The 16,988-nt window shown below is 60.0% G+C and carries 22 protein-coding genes; 12 read left to right on the top strand and 10 right to left on the bottom strand.

The window, feature by feature from the left end; all coding sequences use genetic code 11:
• Nucleotides 1-155 precede the first annotated feature (155 nt).
• Both AC0Z5Z_RS10535 and AC0Z5Z_RS10530 read left to right on the top strand, forming a co-directional pair.
• Nucleotides 156-869 (top strand): FadR/GntR family transcriptional regulator, encoded by a 714-nt coding sequence (locus tag AC0Z5Z_RS10535; protein ID WP_041477180.1) that lies wholly within the window; start codon nucleotides 156-158, stop codon nucleotides 867-869.
• A 91-nt stretch (nucleotides 870-960) separates the two neighbouring features.
• On the top strand, nucleotides 961-1,191 hold the full coding sequence (locus AC0Z5Z_RS10530; RefSeq protein WP_150634898.1) for a hypothetical protein: 231 nt from the start codon (nucleotides 961-963) through the stop codon (nucleotides 1,189-1,191).
• Nucleotides 1,192-1,350: 159 nt separating this feature from the next.
• Here the strand turns inward: AC0Z5Z_RS10530 and trhP are convergent, their stop codons facing one another.
• A complete protein-coding gene (gene trhP / locus AC0Z5Z_RS10525) occupies nucleotides 1,351-2,679 on the bottom strand; it encodes a prephenate-dependent tRNA uridine(34) hydroxylase TrhP (RefSeq protein WP_252867898.1) in 1,329 nt (442 codons plus the stop codon).
• Between the two features lie 156 nt (nucleotides 2,680-2,835).
• Here trhP and AC0Z5Z_RS10520 point away from each other — a divergent pair, with 156 nt between their 5' ends.
• Complete coding sequence (locus AC0Z5Z_RS10520) at nucleotides 2,836-3,897, top strand: AI-2E family transporter (protein WP_041477173.1); 1,062 nt, start codon at nucleotides 2,836-2,838, stop codon at nucleotides 3,895-3,897.
• Here AC0Z5Z_RS10520 and AC0Z5Z_RS10515 read toward each other — a convergent pair.
• From AC0Z5Z_RS10515 to AC0Z5Z_RS10505, 3 genes are all read right to left on the bottom strand, one after another.
• The gene (locus tag AC0Z5Z_RS10515; RefSeq protein ID WP_041477171.1) at nucleotides 3,894-4,076 is read right to left on the bottom strand and encodes a hypothetical protein; all 183 of its coding nucleotides are present in this window, start codon (nucleotides 4,074-4,076) and stop codon (nucleotides 3,894-3,896) included. The two genes, AC0Z5Z_RS10520 and AC0Z5Z_RS10515, sit on opposite strands and share 4 nt — an antisense overlap.
• 103 nt (nucleotides 4,077-4,179) lie before the next feature.
• Nucleotides 4,180-4,374, bottom strand: coding sequence for a hypothetical protein (locus AC0Z5Z_RS10510; RefSeq protein WP_016770691.1), 195 nt, complete (start codon nucleotides 4,372-4,374; stop codon nucleotides 4,180-4,182).
• 230 nt (nucleotides 4,375-4,604) lie between these two features.
• Complete coding sequence (locus AC0Z5Z_RS10505) at nucleotides 4,605-4,985, bottom strand: hypothetical protein (protein WP_024013471.1); 381 nt, start codon at nucleotides 4,983-4,985, stop codon at nucleotides 4,605-4,607.
• Between the two features lie 243 nt (nucleotides 4,986-5,228).
• Here AC0Z5Z_RS10505 and AC0Z5Z_RS10500 point away from each other — a divergent pair, with 243 nt between their 5' ends.
• Both AC0Z5Z_RS10500 and AC0Z5Z_RS10495 read left to right on the top strand, forming a co-directional pair.
• Nucleotides 5,229-6,047 (top strand): shikimate 5-dehydrogenase, encoded by an 819-nt coding sequence (locus AC0Z5Z_RS10500; protein WP_122508131.1) that lies wholly within the window; start codon nucleotides 5,229-5,231, stop codon nucleotides 6,045-6,047.
• Between the two features lie 187 nt (nucleotides 6,048-6,234).
• Nucleotides 6,235-6,753, top strand: coding sequence for a cupin domain-containing protein (locus tag AC0Z5Z_RS10495; protein ID WP_375122406.1), 519 nt, complete (start codon nucleotides 6,235-6,237; stop codon nucleotides 6,751-6,753).
• A 128-nt stretch (nucleotides 6,754-6,881) separates the two neighbouring features.
• Here AC0Z5Z_RS10495 and AC0Z5Z_RS10490 read toward each other — a convergent pair whose 3' ends face one another.
• Nucleotides 6,882-7,526 carry a YceH family protein gene (locus tag AC0Z5Z_RS10490; RefSeq protein WP_041477166.1) on the bottom strand — a complete coding sequence of 215 codons (645 nt, stop codon included), beginning with the start codon at nucleotides 7,524-7,526 and terminating at the stop codon, nucleotides 6,882-6,884.
• A 125-nt stretch (nucleotides 7,527-7,651) separates the two neighbouring features.
• On the opposite strand from AC0Z5Z_RS10490, the gene AC0Z5Z_RS10485 reads away from it, so the two are divergent.
• Nucleotides 7,652-8,161: a DUF1993 domain-containing protein gene (locus tag AC0Z5Z_RS10485; RefSeq protein WP_041477165.1), complete on the top strand. Its 510-nt coding sequence runs from the start codon at nucleotides 7,652-7,654 to the stop codon at nucleotides 8,159-8,161.
• Between the two features lie 158 nt (nucleotides 8,162-8,319).
• On the opposite strand, the gene sstT is transcribed toward AC0Z5Z_RS10485, so the two are convergent.
• A complete protein-coding gene (gene sstT, locus AC0Z5Z_RS10480) occupies nucleotides 8,320-9,552 on the bottom strand; it encodes a serine/threonine transporter SstT (protein WP_024013468.1) in 1,233 nt (410 codons plus the stop codon).
• Between the two features lie 307 nt (nucleotides 9,553-9,859).
• Between sstT and AC0Z5Z_RS10475 the strand changes: the two genes are divergently transcribed.
• Nucleotides 9,860-11,017, top strand: a complete 1,158-nt coding sequence (locus AC0Z5Z_RS10475; RefSeq protein ID WP_024013467.1) for an MFS transporter — start codon at nucleotides 9,860-9,862, stop codon at nucleotides 11,015-11,017.
• Here the strand turns inward: AC0Z5Z_RS10475 and nhaR are convergent.
• Nucleotides 11,012-11,911, bottom strand: a complete 900-nt coding sequence (nhaR, locus tag AC0Z5Z_RS10470; RefSeq protein WP_016775345.1) for a transcriptional activator NhaR — start codon at nucleotides 11,909-11,911, stop codon at nucleotides 11,012-11,014. The genes AC0Z5Z_RS10475 and nhaR overlap by 6 nt on opposite strands.
• A gap of 133 nt (nucleotides 11,912-12,044) precedes the next feature.
• On the opposite strand from nhaR, the gene AC0Z5Z_RS10465 reads away from it, so the two are divergent.
• Together AC0Z5Z_RS10465 and AC0Z5Z_RS10460 are read left to right on the top strand one after the other, a co-directional pair.
• Entirely contained in the window at nucleotides 12,045-12,287 is a 243-nt protein-coding gene (locus AC0Z5Z_RS10465) for a hypothetical protein (protein WP_024013465.1), read from the top strand.
• Nucleotides 12,288-12,316: 29 nt separating this feature from the next.
• Entirely contained in the window at nucleotides 12,317-13,066 is a 750-nt protein-coding gene (locus AC0Z5Z_RS10460) for a TerC family protein (protein ID WP_016775343.1), read from the top strand.
• 190 nt (nucleotides 13,067-13,256) lie between these two features.
• Here the strand turns inward: AC0Z5Z_RS10460 and AC0Z5Z_RS10455 are convergent, their stop codons facing one another.
• The gene (locus tag AC0Z5Z_RS10455) at nucleotides 13,257-13,421 is read right to left on the bottom strand and encodes a hypothetical protein (RefSeq protein ID WP_164488349.1); all 165 of its coding nucleotides are present in this window, start codon (nucleotides 13,419-13,421) and stop codon (nucleotides 13,257-13,259) included.
• 234 nt (nucleotides 13,422-13,655) lie between these two features.
• On the opposite strand from AC0Z5Z_RS10455, the gene AC0Z5Z_RS10450 reads away from it, so the two are divergent.
• From AC0Z5Z_RS10450 to AC0Z5Z_RS10440, 3 genes are all read left to right on the top strand, one after another.
• Nucleotides 13,656-14,327 (top strand): peptidase C39 family protein, encoded by a 672-nt coding sequence (locus AC0Z5Z_RS10450; protein WP_485611026.1) that lies wholly within the window; start codon nucleotides 13,656-13,658, stop codon nucleotides 14,325-14,327.
• A gap of 90 nt (nucleotides 14,328-14,417) precedes the next feature.
• A complete protein-coding gene (locus AC0Z5Z_RS10445) occupies nucleotides 14,418-14,624 on the top strand; it encodes a DUF6021 family protein (RefSeq protein ID WP_056788754.1) in 207 nt (68 codons plus the stop codon).
• Between the two features lie 12 nt (nucleotides 14,625-14,636).
• Nucleotides 14,637-14,843: a hypothetical protein gene (locus tag AC0Z5Z_RS10440; RefSeq protein WP_041477156.1), complete on the top strand. Its 207-nt coding sequence runs from the start codon at nucleotides 14,637-14,639 to the stop codon at nucleotides 14,841-14,843.
• A gap of 54 nt (nucleotides 14,844-14,897) precedes the next feature.
• On the opposite strand, the gene pbpG is transcribed toward AC0Z5Z_RS10440, so the two are convergent.
• Together pbpG and folD are read right to left on the bottom strand one after the other, a co-directional pair.
• Nucleotides 14,898-15,836 (bottom strand): D-alanyl-D-alanine endopeptidase, encoded by a 939-nt coding sequence (gene pbpG / locus AC0Z5Z_RS10435; RefSeq protein WP_095182110.1) that lies wholly within the window; start codon nucleotides 15,834-15,836, stop codon nucleotides 14,898-14,900.
• Between the two features lie 230 nt (nucleotides 15,837-16,066).
• The gene (folD, locus tag AC0Z5Z_RS10430; protein ID WP_016775338.1) at nucleotides 16,067-16,921 is read right to left on the bottom strand and encodes a bifunctional methylenetetrahydrofolate dehydrogenase/methenyltetrahydrofolate cyclohydrolase FolD; all 855 of its coding nucleotides are present in this window, start codon (nucleotides 16,919-16,921) and stop codon (nucleotides 16,067-16,069) included.
• Nucleotides 16,922-16,988: the final 67 nt, after the last annotated feature.

The raw sequence follows: 16,988 nt of genomic DNA, 5'->3' as shown, positions 1-16,988 counted from the left end.
AGATGTGAATGGTGATGCGTGATGGCTGGCTATCGAAAATATTCGACGTAATTGAGTGTTGTCATACAAGTTGATGTCCCATCGACCGCTAAAATCCATCTCAACCGTCATCCCGCAGTGCTACGATCGGTAAGCCCCGATCACCGGAACCGATCATGCAAGAAGACCTCGACGCGCCCGCGCGCAAACGCACGCACAACCTCGCTCATGACCTGGTAGAAAAGCTCACCCAGAGCATCCTGCTCGGGCAACTGTCGCCCGGTGACAAGCTGCCTTCGGAGAACTCCATCGTGCAGGAGCACGGGGTCAGCCGCACGGTGGTACGTGAGGCGATTTCCAAGTTGCAGGCCTCGGGGCTGGTGGAGACGCGCCATGGCATCGGTACTTTCGTCATCGAACGTGCAGCGGAGCAGGGCCTGCGCCTGAACGTCGATACGGCGCTCGGCGTGCGCAGCATTCTCGAATTGCGCATGGGCCTGGAGACGCAAGCGGCGGCGCTGGCGGCGCAGCGGCGCAGTGAGCAGCAGTTGCAGCAGATGCGTCAGGCGCTGGATGACTATCAACGGCTGCTGGCCAACAATGACAGCTGCGTGGAAGCCGATCGGCGTTTTCATCTGCTGATCGCCGAGGCCACCGGCAACGCTTGTTTCAGCGAGATCATGCAGCACCTGGGCAGTGCGATGATCCCGCGCAATCGCCTGAATGCCGCCGAGCGCGGCGCGGCGGATCTGAGCAAGCTCGGGCACTTGGCCAATCTGGAACACGAGGCGATTCTGAATGCGATCAAACGTCAGGACGCCGATGCCGCCCGCGCTGCGATGTGGCTGCACCTGACCAACAGTCGCGATCGCTTTATCGCCCAAGGCTGATGCCGCTGGTCTGATCTACCGCACGCCCTCAGCATCCGCGCTTCCAAACAATACGCCCCGGATAATCCGGGCCAGTATTGTGAGGTGCAGCATGGCTGATGACTCGCTTGTTCCCGGTGGCATGGCGCCCACCGAGCAGACCCGCCCCGTATCCGGCACTGACGAGCCGACCCTGAGCGATCACGACGCACCGCCGGGCATGGATCCGGGCCGCGACCCATTGAGCGATGCCGACCGCCCGGATGACTGGAAGGATCCGCCGGATGACGACAATGTACCGCCGGCGGACGAGCCGACGCCGTTGTCGGATGATTTGCGCTGAGGTCTGGATTATTCATTGAGTGGGCCGGCCTCTTCGCGAGCAGGCTCGCTCCCACAGTGGATGACACAAACTCCCTGTGGGAGCGAGCCTGCTCGCGAAGACGGCATCGGCTTCGCAGCAAATTACGGCCATGCTGCGAGTGCCAGACAAGATCGCCAGTCAACCAACACGCAAATCCCGCATCAACAACCCAAAGCGCAAATCCACCGCATCCGGAATCGGCACGTACACCGTATGCCCGTCCCCCGGCGCCACTTCGATCGCTTGCCCGCTGACACTCTGCAACTCATGCAGATCAAAATGGAAATTGCCCTTGGGTGTCATCAGTTCCAGATGATCGCCCACGGCAAAACGATTCTTCACTTTCACTTCGGCCAGGCGATCACGGCGCTCGCCGGTCAGCTCGCCAACGAACTGCTGACGCTCCGACACCGAACTGCCGTGCTGATAATTCTGATATTCGTCGTGCACATGGCGGCGCAGAAAACCTTCGGTGTAGCCGCGCTGGGCCAGCGATTCCAGATCCAGCATCAGGCTGCGATCGAACTCGCGCCCGGCCACGGCATCATCGATCGCGCGGCGATATACCTGGGTGGTGCGCGCGCAGTAGAAATGCGATTTGGTCCGGCCTTCGATCTTCAATGAATGAACACCCATGCGCGTCAGCCGCTCGACATGCTGCACCGCGCGCAGGTCCTTGGCGTTCATGATGTAGGTGCCGTGTTCGTCTTCGAACGCCGGCATCAATTCGTCGGGGCGGTTGGCTTCCTGGAGCAGGAAGACTTGATCGGTCGGTGCGCCGAGACCCAGCGTCGGCTCGGGTTCAAAGGTCTGGACGATCTCGCCGAGCTGGTTTTCCGTCGCTTCTTGCGCCGTGTACTTCCAGCGGCAGGCGTTGGTGCAGGTGCCCTGATTGGCATCGCGCTTGTTCATGTAACCGGAAAGCAGGCAGCGCCCGGAATAGGCCATGCACAGCGCGCCGTGCACGAACACTTCCAGCTCCATGCCCGGCACCTGCTCGCGGATTTCACCGATTTCTTCGAGGGACAGTTCGCGCGACAGAATGATCCGGCTCAGTCCCTGTTGCTGCCAGAACTCGACGCTCGCCCAATTCACCGTGTTGGCCTGCACCGACAGGTGAATCGGCATCTGCGGAAAATGCCGGCGCACCAGCATGATCAGGCCCGGGTCGGACATGATCAGCGCATCCGGGGCCATCTCGATCACTGGCGCCAGATCCTTGAGAAACGTCTTCAGCTTGGCGTTGTGCGGGGCGATGTTGACCACGACGTAGAAGCGCTTGCCCTGCGCCTGCGCCTCACGGATGCCCAGCGCCAGGTTGGCATGATCGAACTCGTTGTTGCGCACCCGCAGGCTGTAGCGCGGCTGGCCAGCGTAGACCGCATCGGCGCCGTAGGCGAAGGCGTAGCGCATGTTTTTCAGGGTGCCGGCGGGGGCGAGAAGCTCGGGGGCGATGAGAGTCTGCATTTGGATGTCAGTCGCAAAAGCCGCGCAGGGTAGGGCAGCTGTTGCGAGGGTTCATTGATCTGGATCTATGCTCCATGAATAAACATGGCACTCGCGCGCTCGGCGGCTGACTAAGTGGGGCGGGCGTGCGTGACGCCTGACTGACATGGACCGGATATGAACGAAAAGAGTCTGCAATTCAAATCCCTGACAGTGCTGCTGGTGCTGGTCACGGTGGCCTTTATCTGGATTCTTCTGCCGTTCTACGGCGCGGTATTCTGGGCTGTCATCCTCGGCATTCTGTTTGCGCCGGTACAGCGCAGGTTGCAGCAGAAGTTCGGCTGGCAACGCAACGTGACGTCGCTGTGCACCTTGAGCCTGTGCCTGGTGGTCGCGATTCTGCCGGTGATCATCGTCAGCATCCTGCTGGTGCAGGAAGGGGCGACTGTCTACAAGAACATCGAAAGTGGCGAGCTGGACATCGCTGCGTATCTGGCGCAGTTCAAGCACAGCCTGCCGCCGTACTTTCAGCACTTGCTCGACCGCTTTGGCATGGGCGAACTCGACAGCTTGCGCGAGAAGATCGTCAAAGCGGCGATGCAGGGCAGCCAGGCGCTGGCGACTCAGGCGTTCAGTTTCGGTCAGGGCACGTTCGAATTCGTGGTGAGCTTTTTCATCATGCTGTATCTGCTGTTTTTCTTTCTGCGTGACGGCCCCGAGCTGGCGCGCAAGATGCGCACTGCCGTGCCGCTGGAAGAAAACCACAAGCGCCGCCTGCAACTGAAGTTCAACCGCGTGGTGCGCGCGACAGTCAAAGGCAACGTGGTGGTGGCCGTGACCCAAGGTGCGCTGGGCGGGCTGATTTTCTGGTTTCTCGACATTCCCAGCGCGTTGCTCTGGGCGGTACTGATGGCGTTTCTGTCGCTGTTGCCAGCGGTGGGCGCGGGGATTGTCTGGGCGCCGGTGGCGGTGTACTTCCTGCTCAGCGGCATGATCTGGCAGGGCGTGGTGCTGGGCTTGTTCGGCGTATTCGTGATCGGCCTGGTCGACAACGTGCTGCGTCCGATTCTGGTGGGCAAAGATACCAAGATGCCCGATTACCTGATTCTGGTCTCGACCCTCGGCGGCCTCGCGGTATTCGGCCTCAACGGCTTTGTGATCGGGCCGCTGATTGCCGCATTGTTCCTGTCGAGCTGGGCGCTGTTCGTCGAGACCAAGCCCAAGGTGCAACTGCCCTAAGCGTGAAACGTGCTGCTGGCGACCTGTTGCGACAAGGCCTGCGCCGCTGGTAACGAGGTGAGCGGGCCGCTGATCGGCTCGCCATCGCGCACCAGATACCAGCAAGCGAGCAAACCGGATGCACGCAGCGAAGCGGGAACTGCGCTGCCGATCACCGACATGATTTGAACCTGTGCCATGGGAAAACCTCCATCAAACTGATGGGGCTACCTTAGGGATTTGCCGGCACGACGGACAATCAACGCTTTCGATAGTGGTCATTGATGCCAGTGAGGTCTGGCGTCATTCGACCACTTGATCGAGCATGTGCATGACTTCGCGCTCATTGAGCAGGCCCTTGTGCACGAGGTTTTCGGCGAGCAGGGACAGCAGCTTGGCGCAGCGATGGCCTTCCAGGTGCTTGAGCTCGGTGAGCGCGCTGTACACCTTGCTCGAGGTGCACAGACCGACGATGCGGTGCGGGTTTTGTGTGGGCATACAGTCGTCCTTGTTGTTATCGATCTGTTGTTTACGGACGGATTCAGATTGCGGTTCCGTCATGACAAAGCGGTGACCGTTTGATGAAAAAAATCTCTACGGTCGATTCCATCATGCCGACTTTAGCTGCTCAAACTGTTCTCACAGCGACCCTGGCGAGATTTTTTCAGACGTTGGCCGACCAGCGGTCATAAAAAAGCCCCGCTTGAAAACGGGGCTCTGTGTTGCGCTTACCAGCGTGGACCGCCGTAGTAGCCATGCGGGCCGCCGTAGTAGCCGTGGGGGCGACCGTAATAACCACGAGGCGGGCCGTAATAGACGGGGGCCGGCTGCACGTAGACCGGTTGTTGTACATACACCGGCGCCGGCTGGTAATAGACCGGTGGCGGCGGTTGCTGCACGTAGACCGGTTGCGGCTGAACATAAACCGGCTGCTGCTGCACGTACACCGGCCGATCCTGGTTGATCAGTGCCGAGCCGATGATGGCCGAGCCGACGATCGCGCCAAACACTGCAGGGCCCTGCCAGCCATGGCCACCACCCGCTTCAGCCTGGCCGGTGACGGCGAGTGCGCCAATCAACAAAGCCATGATGGGAAGTTTACGAATCATGATAAGTCCTCGGTTCTTCGACCCGGCGCCGCGGCCTGAGTCAGGCCCACAGTTGTCGCGGGGATACAGCTAAGACAGCAAATTTGCGAAATTCAGCACAGCCGCTGGGTAAATTTTGTGTAAGGTCTGTAGCGGCTTCTTTACCCGGCTGCGCAGCGCCACAGACAAGCCGCAATGATGATTCAGAACCCGGTGGGCTGGCCAATCCCGTCCATCCGAAAGTGCGTTTGAAGGAGAAGTTTCATGCAGATGAACCCGAACAAAGACACCCAATTGTGCATGTCCCTGTCGGGGCGGCCGGGGAATTTCGGTCTGCGTTTTCACAACCATTTGTATGAACAGCTGGGCCTGAACTTCTACTACAAGGCGTTCAGCAGCCAGGACCTGACCGGCGCGGTCGGTGGCATCCGGGCGCTGGGCATTCGTGGCTGCGGCGTGTCGATGCCGTTCAAGGAAGCCTGCATTGCGCTGGTCGATGAGCTGGATGCGTCGGCGGCGGCGATCCAGTCGATCAACACCATCGTCAACACTGGCGGCCACCTCAAGGCATACAACACCGATTACATCGCCGTCGCGCAATTGCTGGAAAGCCACGCGGTGCCGAAAGATTCGACCTTCGCCCTGCGCGGCAGCGGCGGCATGGCCAAAGCGGTGGCCAGCGCCCTGCGCGATGGTGGCTACAAGAACGGTTTGATTGTCGCCCGTAACGAGCGGGCCGGCCGCGCCTTGGCGGATTCGCTGGGTTATCGCTGGCAGGCAGAGCTGGGTGACGAGCGCCCGCAGATGCTGATCAATGTCACCCCGGTAGGCATGGACGGCGGGCCGGAGGCGGGGCAACTGGCGTTCGAGCCTGAAGTGATCAAAGCGGCTGAGACCGTATTCGACGTGGTGGCGATACCTTCGGAGACGCCGCTGATTGTGCGGGCGCGGGCCGAGGGCAAGCGAGTGATCACCGGGCTTGAGGTGATTGCGATTCAGGCGCTGGAGCAGTTTGTCCTGTACACCGGGGTGCGGCCGAATGAGGCGCAGTTTGCGGCGGCGGTGGATTTTGCGCGTAGCTGATTGATCTTTTAGTGGCTGGGCTGGCCTCTTCGCGAGCAGGCTCGCTCCCACAGGTTGAGCTGGAATGCGATTGAATGTGGGAGCGAGCCTGCTCGCGAAGGCCGCGCTGCGGTTCTGGATCACTATCTATAATCCTCGCCAGCACGCACAGATGTGCCCACCACAAAAACCATAACCGAGGCCGCCCATGCATCCGCCCATCCTCAACCTGAACGAGGTCGAACTCGAAGCCCTTCCCGAAGCCCTGGCCCCTGAAGGCGACACTGCCGGGCGTTATCAGCAGCGTATCGCGCGGATCGGCCAGCAACTGGGTGCGCAGAAACTCGGTTATCGCCTGTATGCGCTGCCAGCGGGCATGCGCGGCAGTCCATTCCACAGCCATCGGGTCAATGAGGAGATGTTCTACGTGGTGGCCGGGGAGGGCGAGGTGCGGTTGGGAGGTGAGCGTTTTCCGATCCGCGCCGGTGATGTGATCGCCTGCCCACCGGGAGGACCGGAAAAGGCTCACCAGATCATCAATACCAGCGCGGATGAGCTGCGTTATCTGGCGATCAGCACTCAGCAGCAGCCGGAGATCTGCGAGTATCCGGATTCGAACAAGTATGCGGTGATGGATAATTTCACGGTGGATGCCGAGGGCAAGGCCTCGGGCTTTGTCGCTGTCGCGCGGCAGGTGGATGGGGTGGATTATTGGGATGGGGAATAACATCTGAAATTCGCAGATGTCCCCTGTGGGAGCGAGCCTGCTCGCGAAGGCGGCAGGTCATTCGAGGTCGTGGTGACTGACACTACGCTTTCGCGAGCAGGCTCGCTCCCACAGAGGTTCTGTTGCGATTATTCGAGGCGGGCCAGGCGTTCTTCCAGTGCGGCGATCCGCGCTTCCAGTTCTTCGATACGCTCCAGGGAAACACCAGCGCTCGAGCGCTCCCCAGGATTTTGCCGCGCCGCCAATATCGCCTCGATATCCGCCGGGTCGCCCAGGGCATGGGTATAACGATCCTCACGCTGCCCGGCCTGACGCGGAATCAATACCGCCAGACCGCGTGCGATCAGCCGTTCAAGCTGATGAACCACCTGCTCGGCGTCCTCGAACTCGTGCATGCGCCCGCTGCGGGTCAGCAGTTCGTTGACGGTCTGCGGTCCGCGCAGAAACATCAAGCCAGTCAGAATCACCTGTGCCGGCACCAGCTCCAGCGCCTTGTCTACCTTGTGCTCCCAGCGGTCGGCACGGCTGCCCATGACCAGCCGGGTGAAACCTCGACCTTCCAGCGCCCGCAGGCTCTGCCCGACCTGACCCTGATTGAGGTTCATCACCGGCTCGCGACTGGTTTTCTGATTGCAGGCCAGCACCAGCGCGTTGAGGGTCAGCGGATAGGTTTCCGGGCTGGTGGCCTGTTTTTCGATCAGCGCACCGAGAATGCGGATTTCCGTGGCATTTAACCGTGGCTGTTCGGAGGTGGATTCTTGTTCGTTGCTCATCGCGCGTTCCCTCTGCAGTCGAAGCCGCCTAGCCTAATCCTTGCCAAACAAAAGGCAAGCCGTGTGCTCATCAAGCATGGCTATAATCGCCACCACGTATTACCCAGCCATCACATGAGACTGCCATGACCATTTCACTGTACGCCGCATCCGTCCCGGTTTTTCAACAAATGCTCAACGCCCTGAGCGATGTGCTGAAAAAGGCCGAAGCCCACGCCAGCGCGAAAAACATCGACCAGAGCGTCTTCCTGCAAGCGCGTCTGTACCCGGACATGTTCCCGCTGGTGCGTCAGGTGCAGATCGCCGTGGATTTCGCCAAAGGCGTGTCGGCGCGTCTGGCCGAAGTCGAACTGCCGAAGTACGACGACACTGAAACTACCTTTGCCGAACTGCAAGCGCTGATCACCAAGGTTCTGGCCTTCATTGGCGAGATCAAGCCAGAGCAGATCGACGGCAAGGAAGGCATCGAAATCGTGACCCGTCCGGGCACGCCGAAAGAGAAGCGCTTCAGTGGTCAGGCGTATCTGCTGACTTACGGCTTGCCGCAGTTCTTCTTCCACGTCACCACCACCTACGCGCTGCTGCGTCATAACGGCGTTGAAGTGGGCAAGCGCGATTACATGGGCGCGTTCTAAACACCCGTATACGAAAAAGCCCACCAAGGTTCGCGCCTTGGCGGGCTTTTGTTTTTCTGTGGGAGCGAGCCTGCTCGCGAATGCAGCGTATCAGGCGATATTAATGCTGAATGTCTCGCCCCTTTCGCGAGCAGGCTCGCTCCCACAAGGTAAGGCGGTTACGCCGTACGCTGAGCTTTTTCTTCCTCGCCCAGGCAAGCCGCCGCTGTAAACAGCACGTCAGTCGACGAGTTTAGCGCGGTCTCCGCCGAATCCTGCAGCACGCCAATAATGAAGCCCACCGCCACGACCTGCATGGCAATCTCGCTCGGGATGCCGAACAGGCTGCACGCCAGCGGAATCAGCAGCAGCGAACCACCGGCCACACCCGAGGCACCACACGCGCAAATGGCTGCGACGACGCTGAGCAGGATTGCGGTCGGAATGTCCACAGCGATGCCCAAGGTGTGCACCGCCGCCAGGGTCAGCACGGTAATGGTGATCGCCGCACCGGCCATGTTGATGGTCGCACCCAGCGGGATCGATACCGAGTAGGTGTCTTCGTGCAGACCCAGGCGCTTGCTCAATTCCAGATTGACCGGAATGTTCGCCGCCGAACTGCGGGTGAAGAACGCGGTGATGCCGCTTTCGCGCAGGCACATCAGGGTCAGCGGGTACGGGTTGCGGCGCAGCTTCCAGAACACGATCAGCGGGTTCATCACCAGCGCGACGAACAGCATGCAGCCCAGCAGCACCGCCAGCAGGTGCGCGTAGCCGAGCAGCGCGCCGAAACCGGAGGTGGCCAGTGTCGACGCGACCAGGCCAAAGATGCCCAGCGGCGCGAAGCGAATGACCACGCGGACGATCACGGTGACGCCATTGGACAAGTCACCCAGTACCTCGCGGGTGGTGTCGCCGGCATGCCGGATGGCAATGCCCATGCCGATCGCCCAGGCCAGAATGCCGATGAAGTTGGCATTCATCAGCGCGCTGACCGGGTTATCGACGACGCTCAGCAACAGGCTTTGCAGGACTTCGCCGATGCCGCCGGGCGCAGTCACGGCAACGTTTTCGGTGGACAACACCAGATTCGACGGGAACGCCATGCTGGCGACCACGGCCACCACCGCAGCGCTGAATGTACCCAGCAGGTAGAGGAACAGGATCGGGCGGATGTGGGTTTCCTGACCGTGCTTGTGGTTGGCGATCGAGGCCATCACCAGCACGAACACCAGAATCGGCGCCACGGCTTTCAACGCCGAGACAAACACCTTGCCGATGAACGCGGTGGACTTCGCCAGCTCCGGTGCAATCAGGGCCAGGGCAATACCGGCGATCAGACCAATGACGATCTGGCTGACCAGACTCAGGCGTTTCAGGCGTTGCAGTAACGAAGGGGATGAAGCGGTCATAGCGGCATCTCTGTTTTTTATAGGGTGCGAAGCGTCGTGGGCAGTCACGAAACGCCTGTCGAAGTGACATCAACGCCGCCAAACGGCACGTTGAACAGCTGTACGATTTTCAGGGCGCGGACTTTATCACAGCGTAGGCGTGAACCTTCAGGCCTGTGACGATCTGCCACCGGATCGGCCCGGCAGATCGGCAGTTTTGGGCAACTCAGTGCGGACGCAGTCTGTTAAGCTTCGCCATCCTCATTTTCAAGTTCTGCCAGCGGGCCTCCGGGTCATCGCTGGTGTCGTCGTTTTGCTGGAGTTGCGCATGCTGTTGCCTATTCTTCTGTTGTCCGCCGCCGGGTTCACGGTGCTGACCACGGAATTCGTCATTGTCGGCCTGTTGCCGGCGATCGCCCGAGACCTCGAAGTCAGCATCCCGCAAGCCGGGCTGCTGGTGACCTTGTTTGCCTTTACCGTGGCGCTGTTCGGCCCATTCCTGACCGCGTATTTCGCCCGATTCGAACGGCGCAAACTGTTTATCAGCATTCTGATCATGTTCGGTCTGGCCAACACCGTTGCAGCGTTGGCGCCGAATATCTGGGTGATGGCCATCGCACGGTTGATTCCGGCGTTGGGTTTGCCGGTGTTCTGGGCCTTGGCCAGTGAGACGGCGGTGGACATCGTCGGCCCGGATTTCGCCGGCCGCGCCATCGCCAAGATCGGCTTCGGTATCGTCTGCGCCACGGTGTTCGGCATTCCGGTCGGTACGTTGATTTCCGATGCGTTCGGCTGGCGCAGCGCATTCGGCATTCTGGCGTTGATCGCGTTTGCCAAAGCCTTGCTGCTGTTTGTCTATCTGCCGAAAACCAGTCTGCACCAGCATCAGGTCAGCTTCCGTTCGCAGTTCAAGATCCTGCGCAGCCCGCTGATGCTCGGCCATATCTTGTTGTCGATTCTGGTGTTCAGCGGCATGTTCACCGCTTACACCTACCTTGCTGACATCCTCGAACGACTTGCCGGATTCAACGGCACCGTGGTCGGCTGGTGCCTGATGGCGTTTGGCGCAGTCGGGCTGATCGGCAACTCGCTTGGCGGGCGTGCGGTGGATCGGCATCCGCTGGGGGCGTCGGTGTTGTTCTGTGCGTTCATGATCGCCGGTATGGTTTCGCTGGTGCCGAACATTCATTCGCCAGTCGGCCTGGCGGTGGCGATGGGCATCTGGGGCGTGACTCAGGCGGCGCTGTTCCTGGTCAGCCATGTGCGCCTGATGAAAGCCGCGCCGGAAGCGCCGGCCTTTGCCGCGTCACTGAACATCGCCGGGGCCAATCTCGGCATCGGCCTGGGCGCGATGGTCGGCGGCCGGGTGATCGACAGTGCCGGGCTGGGCTTCCTTGGCTTTGCCGCTGCAGGCTTCATTTTGCTGTCGGTGTTCCTCGCCATGGTGCTGATGACGCTCAAGCCGCGGGAAGTCTGCGCTTCATAACCCGGTAAACAGCTCGCGTCGGGCACCCTCGGTAATCGCTACGATGCCAGGGTGCTTGACCTTGCGTTCCACCGAAATGGCATAGAACGACTCGCTCACCGCGTCGGTCTGGCCGATCAGCTCGACGCCGTACTGGCGCTTCACTTCCTCGGCAATCACGCTCGGGCCGATAAAGATCCCGCTGCCGGATTGGCCGAAGGCCTGCATCAAAGCGCTGTCATCGAATTCGCCGACAATCTGCGGCTGGATCTGCTGTTCGGCGAACCAGCGCTGCAAACGGCTGCGCACCACGGTTTCCGCGCCGGGAATCAGCAGCGGTGCGCCGTGCAGGCTGCGCGGGAAATCCTGGCCATACTGCGCGGCAAGTTCGGCGGTGGCGAAGAAGCTGATCCCGCATTCACCGAGCTTCTGGCTGTAGCCTTTGATGTCCAGATGCGAAGGCATCGGGCTGTCGGAAATCACCAGATCCAGACGCTGGATGGCCAGATCAGCGAGCAGACGTTCGAGTTTGTCTTCGCGACAGGTGATGCGCAGCGGCTCGCTCAATTCCATGGTCGGCGCGATCAGGCGATAAACAATGGATTTGGGCACCACGTCGGCCACGCCGACGCGAAAGAGGATCTGCTGCTCGTTGGGCTGCGCTCGCAGCATCAGCTCCAGCTCGCCGCCCAGTTGAAACATCTGCTCGGCGTAGGGCAGGGCCTGGCGCCCGGCTTCCGTGAGCTCCAGCTGTCGGCCAACCCGGCGAAACAATTCCACGCCATAGGTTTGTTCGAGCAGTGAAATCTGTCCGCTGATCGTCTGTGGCGTCAGGTTCAGCTGCTCGCACGCCCGGACGATGCTGCCGGTTTTGGCTACAACCCAGAAGTAATGCAGTTGTCGGTAATTGAGCATAGTGATGGCCACTTCGTGAAAACCGAAGTATAGCCGCTAAAAATACGAATTTTCCTGAAGTGTTCATCTCCCTAGAATGCCCAGCCATCGACGGCCGGTGTGTGCGCCTGTCTGTTCATTCGAAGGAAACCTTATGAAATACACATTTCCCGCAGTGATGTTTGCGTCTTTACTGGTTCTGGCCGGTTGTGATCAGGCGGAAAAAAGCGCCCAACAACTGATGGGCGCGGCGGCTGAAACCGCCAAACAAGCAATCGACGACACCCATAAAGCCGCTGAGCAAGCGCTCAGCGATGCCACTGGTGGTTTGATCGAGAAAAAAGAAACACCGGAAAAACAAGCGGAAGAATCCGAATCTTCCTCCAAGACCATCTAAACCGTCTTACACAGAGTCAGGACTGACCCATGGAATATCTGTTAGAACTCGCCGCCAGCCCCACCGCTTGGGTTGCTTTGGCCACACTGGTGGTAATGGAAATCGTGCTCGGCATCGATAACCTGATCTTTATTTCGATCCTGACCAACAAATTGCCCGAACAGCATCGGCAGAAGGCGCGTCGTATCGGTATCGGCATGGCCCTGATTCTGCGTCTGGCCCTGTTGAGCACCATCGCGTTCATCGTGCAGTTGACCGAGCCTGTGATCGAAATCCTTGGCCAGGCGTTCTCCTGGAAGGACATGATCCTGATCGCCGGTGGCCTGTTCCTGGTGTGGAAGGCCACGACCGAGATCCATCACAGCATGGACCCGTCGCCGGAAGACCCGAAGACCGCGACTTCGACCGTAACCCTGGGTTTTGCCGCGGCCATCGGTCAGATCCTGATGCTCGACATGGTGTTCTCGATCGACAGCATCATTACCGCTGTCGGCATGACCGAACACTTGCCGATCATGATCATCGCGGTGGTGGTGTCGGTGCTGGTGATGCTGCTCGCGGCTGATCCGCTGGCCAAGTTCATCAACGATAACCCGACGGTGGTCATGCTGGCGCTGGGCTTCCTGATCATGATCGGCATGACGCTGATCGCTGAGGGCTTCGGCGCCCACGTACCGAAAGGTTATGTGTACGCGGCCATGGCGTTCTCGGCCGGTATCGAAGTGTTGAACATGCTGTCGCGCCGGGCGAAGCAGAAGAAGGTTGCTCAGCAGGCGTAATTGCTGAGAACACAAAAAACCGCCTGGGCTGGTTGAGCTCAGGCGGTTTTTTTTCGCTTTGATGTTGGGGGTATGGTTTAGGGCTTGTCCCTCATCGGAACGCCGCCCGCCCAGCTCTCTCCCGAGGGAGAGGGGGCCGGTCAGTTCCCTCTCCCTCCGGGAGAGGGCTAGGGTGAGGGGCTCTTGATCTTCAATGCGCAGCAGCGTGCCGCACTGGATGCTTCTCTGTTTTCTCAACCGGCATCGTCTGCACCGGATGATGCCGCCGCGAAATCCGCAGCACACCCCACAACATGGCAGTCGCCACGGCCAGCCAGCCGGCTATCAACATCACGATGGTCATGGTCAGGCTCATTGGTGCCTCCTCTTCGCCCTGCGTCGGGCGCTCGCTTTTCGCAATTCGCTCTATTTCAGTGACAGTCTAGTCAATGGGGTGTTTCAAGCTATTGACCAAAGGTCGTTAGTGACCAATCAGTTTGCTCTATGCAATCGCCCGCTCTGCGGTTTAAGGCTATACCGCAGGCGGGTGCGGCTCTATGATCGCTGGCGTTGCCGGAACACGATGACCGGCGTCTGGAAGAGAGTGACGATGGTTCAGGTATTTTCTCGAGTGCGTGGAGCGTTGCTTGCCGGCGCTTGCGCGGTGGTGCTGAGCGGATGTGCGGGCAACGTAGCGCCAGAAGTCAAACGCTTGCCAGAGCGAGTTGAACTCAGCGGCACCTTCTATCGTGGCGAAGCCAACCAGAGTGGGCCACAGGTGCTGGCCAGTCTGCTGTCGCAACAAGGCATCGTCATCACCCCGGGCCTTCTGGAAAAACCGCTGCACTTGCCGGGGGCTGAGGACAAGCTGCAGCAGAACATGCAGAACCTCGCCCGCGAATATGGCCTGGTGGTTTATCCGCTCGACAGCCAGCTGCCAGCCTTGCTGACCCAGGTCGCGGCGGGCTACCCGGTCATGGTGCGTTTCAGTGAAGGTTCGGCATTCTGGGCCGAGCCGCGTTACGCGATCCTGTCCGGCTACGACCGCAACAAACAGAAGGTCCTGCTGCGCGCCGGCATGAATCGTCGGCAGTTGATGGACTTCGGCAGCTTTGAATCAGCGCTCGAAAAGGCCGGTGGCTGGGCAATTCTCATTCAGAAACCGTCGCAGATTCCGGCATCTGTCGACCCCTCCCGTTGGCTGAAAGCCGCCGATGAGCTGGCGCAGGCCGGTGAAGAAAACGCTGCGGCGCAGGCGCGTAAGGCCCTCGCGGCGCAATAGACCTCCGTTCGTCATCTGCCGGGCACGACTGCGCCCGGCCAGCCTCTGAAGATTAATGCCCGTGCTTCGCGGGTGAATCAAGGAGGCAACATGGCAGATTCCCAAACCCCGAAAGGCCCACACTCGTCCGAACATTCCTCGGGCGATGATCTGGGCTTCGATCCGGATTCGCCGGACCTCGAGGATCCGCAAGTTGATCCGGTCGGTCCGGCTAAGGCCCCGCAGGATGTCGAGCCCGGTGAAGATCCGAAGAAACCGGCCAAGCCCTATGATCCGTTAGCCGATCTGAAACCTTGATGTGAGGTGCGTATGAGTACCGATTCAAGCTTCGATGACCACAAACCTGACAGCGTACCGACCACGCCGGAGCCGGAGGTTGATCCGGTGCTGGACCCGGACAGCCCGATGCGCGACCCGATGGCGCGGCCAAATGTGCTGACGCCGGACGTTTCGCCAGAGCCGAGCTCGGGCGATGGCATTCCTGATGACGACAAGATGCCACTGCCCAACGACTGACGCGCAGACGAAAAAAAGCCCCGAACATTCGGGGCTTCTTCATGATTGCCGGATCTACTTTGCCGCTTCGACCACGCCGCTCTGACGGCTCTTGAGGTTCTTGTCGGCTTTGTATTGCTGTGCCACGGCAGGCACGTTGGCGCTGCGCCCGGTTTCCACCCAGCTGCGGATACGGCTGGCGTCGGCAAAATGCGTGTATTTGCCGAACGCATCGAGAATCACCAGGGCGACCGGACGGTTGCCCATCTTCGTCACCAGCACCAGGCAATGGCCGGCCGGGTTGGTAAAACCGGTCTTGGTAATCTTGATGTCCCAATCGGCCTTATTGACCAAGTGGTCGGTATTGCGGAAGCCCAAGGTGTAGTTGGGCTTGCGGAACGCCACGGTCTTTTCCTTGGTGGTGGTCAGTTGCACCAGAAGCGGTTGCTTGTGCGCGGCCACCAGCAATTTGCTCAGGTCGCGGGCGGTGGAAACGTTGCGCTCTGACAGCCCGGTCGGCTCGACAAAGTGCGTGCTGGTCATGCCCAGCGCCTTGGCCTTGGCGTTCATTGCCGCGATAAAAGCAGCGTAGCCACCTGGATAGTGGTGCGCGAGGCTGGCGGCGGCACGGTTTTCCGAAGACATCAAGGCGATCAGCAGCATCTCGCGGCGAGGCAGCTCACTCTTGAGTTTGACGCGGGAGAACACACCCTTCATTTCCGGGGTGTTCCTGATATCGACATCGATCCATTCGTCCATGTTCTGTCGAGCTTCCACCACGACAAGGCCAGTCATCAGCTTGCTGACGGAAGCGATCGGTACGATCACGTCAGGGTTGCTGGAATAAATGACTTTGTTGGTCTGCATATCCATGAGCAGGGCGCTGCCAGACGCGATCTTCAATGTCGAAGCGTCACGTGGAGCAGCGGTGGTTTCCGCAGCGTTGATCGTTGGCGTGATGAATGTGCCTGTAACAGCAAACAACAGGCTCAGAATCGAGAGACGAATTTTCACGCGGGCGAACTCTAAAAGGTTGGATATACCGTTAGTTTGTAACGGGTTATTTCTCAAAACCGGCGCATTTTAGGAGTATGGCTGAAGAACTGTCGATGGTTGTTTGTAAGACCTGAAAATCTCGTGAAAAGGCCTGTAAAAAGAGCGGTTTCCGGCGAACGGTTGAAGTTTTTTCTCAGGCACTAAAAACCCCGCACGAGGCGGGGTTCTGGTGCAGCGGAAAAATTCGATCAGACGTGCAGTGTTTCTGCGGCGTAGAGCGTGTTTTCCAGCAGGCAGGCGCGGGTCATCGGGCCAACGCCGCCCGGTACCGGGGTGATCCAGCCGGCGCGGGGCAGGGCGGTTTCGTAGACAACGTCACCGACCAGTTTGCCGTCGTCCTGACGGTTGATGCCGACGTCGATCACGATCGCGCCTTCCTTGATCCACTCGCCCTTGACCAGGCCCGGCTTGCCGGCGGCAACGACCACCAGATCAGCGCGGCCGACGTGGCCCGCCAGATCCTTGGTGAAGCGGTGAGTCACAGTGACGGTGCAGCCGGCCAGCAGCAATTCCATGGCCATCGGGCGACCGACGATATTGGAGGCGCCCACGACTACCGCGTCCATCCCGTAAAGATCAGCGCCAGTGCTTTCCAGCAAGGTCATGATGCCTTTCGGGGTGCAGGGGCGCAGCAGCGGGATGCGCTGGGCCAGGCGACCGACGTTGTACGGGTGGAAGCCGTCGACGTCTTTGTCCGGGCGGATGCGTTCCAGCAGCTTGGACGCGTCGAGATGTTCGGGCAGAGGCAACTGCAGGAGCACGCCGTCGATAGCCGGATCGTCGTTGAGGCGATCGATCAGATCGGTCAGGGCGTCCTGAGTGGTGTCGGAGGGCAGGTCGTAGGCTTGAGAGAGGAAGCCAACCTCTTCACAGTCTTTACGCTTGTGCGAGACATAAACCTGAGAGGCAGGATCGCTGCCGACCAGGATCACCGCGAGGCCGGGGGTGCGCAGGCCTTGCTGGCGACGCTCGGCAACTCGTTGGGCGATCTGCTGGCGCAGGCTGGCGGCGATCGATTTGCCGTCGATTAGTTGTGCAGTCATTGCGCGTGATTAACCATCGAGAGGGGAAAAAATGAGAACGCATTCTCGCATGTCGAGCGGTGAGGGC

This window comes from Pseudomonas sp. 1L-E-NC-VB-C3 (genome assembly GCF_057291535.1).
The sequence above is the reverse complement of the archived record's forward strand: the minus strand, read 5'-3'. Positions and strand labels throughout refer to the sequence as shown.

Bases quoted from the DNA above. Each gene is read 5' to 3' on its own strand.
- AC0Z5Z_RS10535 (WP_041477180.1), top strand. From the start codon at position 156: ATGCAAGAAGACCTCGACGCGCCCGCGCGCAAACGCACGCACAACCTC.
- AC0Z5Z_RS10530 (WP_150634898.1), top strand. From the start codon at position 961: ATGGCTGATGACTCGCTTGTTCCCGGTGGCATGGCGCCCACCGAGCAG.
- trhP (WP_252867898.1), bottom strand. From the start codon at position 2,679: ATGCAGACTCTCATCGCCCCCGAGCTTCTCGCCCCCGCCGGCACCCTG.
- AC0Z5Z_RS10520 (WP_041477173.1), top strand. From the start codon at position 2,836: ATGAACGAAAAGAGTCTGCAATTCAAATCCCTGACAGTGCTGCTGGTG.
- AC0Z5Z_RS10515 (WP_041477171.1), bottom strand. From the start codon at position 4,076: ATGGCACAGGTTCAAATCATGTCGGTGATCGGCAGCGCAGTTCCCGCT.
- AC0Z5Z_RS10510 (WP_016770691.1), bottom strand. From the start codon at position 4,374: ATGCCCACACAAAACCCGCACCGCATCGTCGGTCTGTGCACCTCGAGC.
- AC0Z5Z_RS10505 (WP_024013471.1), bottom strand. From the start codon at position 4,985: ATGATTCGTAAACTTCCCATCATGGCTTTGTTGATTGGCGCACTCGCC.
- AC0Z5Z_RS10500 (WP_122508131.1), top strand. From the start codon at position 5,229: ATGCAGATGAACCCGAACAAAGACACCCAATTGTGCATGTCCCTGTCG.
- AC0Z5Z_RS10495 (WP_375122406.1), top strand. From the start codon at position 6,235: ATGCATCCGCCCATCCTCAACCTGAACGAGGTCGAACTCGAAGCCCTT.
- AC0Z5Z_RS10490 (WP_041477166.1), bottom strand. From the start codon at position 7,526: ATGAGCAACGAACAAGAATCCACCTCCGAACAGCCACGGTTAAATGCC.
- AC0Z5Z_RS10485 (WP_041477165.1), top strand. From the start codon at position 7,652: ATGACCATTTCACTGTACGCCGCATCCGTCCCGGTTTTTCAACAAATG.
- sstT (WP_024013468.1), bottom strand. From the start codon at position 9,552: ATGACCGCTTCATCCCCTTCGTTACTGCAACGCCTGAAACGCCTGAGT.
- AC0Z5Z_RS10475 (WP_024013467.1), top strand. From the start codon at position 9,860: ATGCTGTTGCCTATTCTTCTGTTGTCCGCCGCCGGGTTCACGGTGCTG.
- nhaR (WP_016775345.1), bottom strand. From the start codon at position 11,911: ATGCTCAATTACCGACAACTGCATTACTTCTGGGTTGTAGCCAAAACC.
- AC0Z5Z_RS10465 (WP_024013465.1), top strand. From the start codon at position 12,045: ATGAAATACACATTTCCCGCAGTGATGTTTGCGTCTTTACTGGTTCTG.
- AC0Z5Z_RS10460 (WP_016775343.1), top strand. From the start codon at position 12,317: ATGGAATATCTGTTAGAACTCGCCGCCAGCCCCACCGCTTGGGTTGCT.
- AC0Z5Z_RS10455 (WP_164488349.1), bottom strand. From the start codon at position 13,421: ATGAGCCTGACCATGACCATCGTGATGTTGATAGCCGGCTGGCTGGCC.
- AC0Z5Z_RS10450 (WP_485611026.1), top strand. From the start codon at position 13,656: ATGGTTCAGGTATTTTCTCGAGTGCGTGGAGCGTTGCTTGCCGGCGCT.
- AC0Z5Z_RS10445 (WP_056788754.1), top strand. From the start codon at position 14,418: ATGGCAGATTCCCAAACCCCGAAAGGCCCACACTCGTCCGAACATTCC.
- AC0Z5Z_RS10440 (WP_041477156.1), top strand. From the start codon at position 14,637: ATGAGTACCGATTCAAGCTTCGATGACCACAAACCTGACAGCGTACCG.
- folD (WP_016775338.1), bottom strand. From the start codon at position 16,921: ATGACTGCACAACTAATCGACGGCAAATCGATCGCCGCCAGCCTGCGC.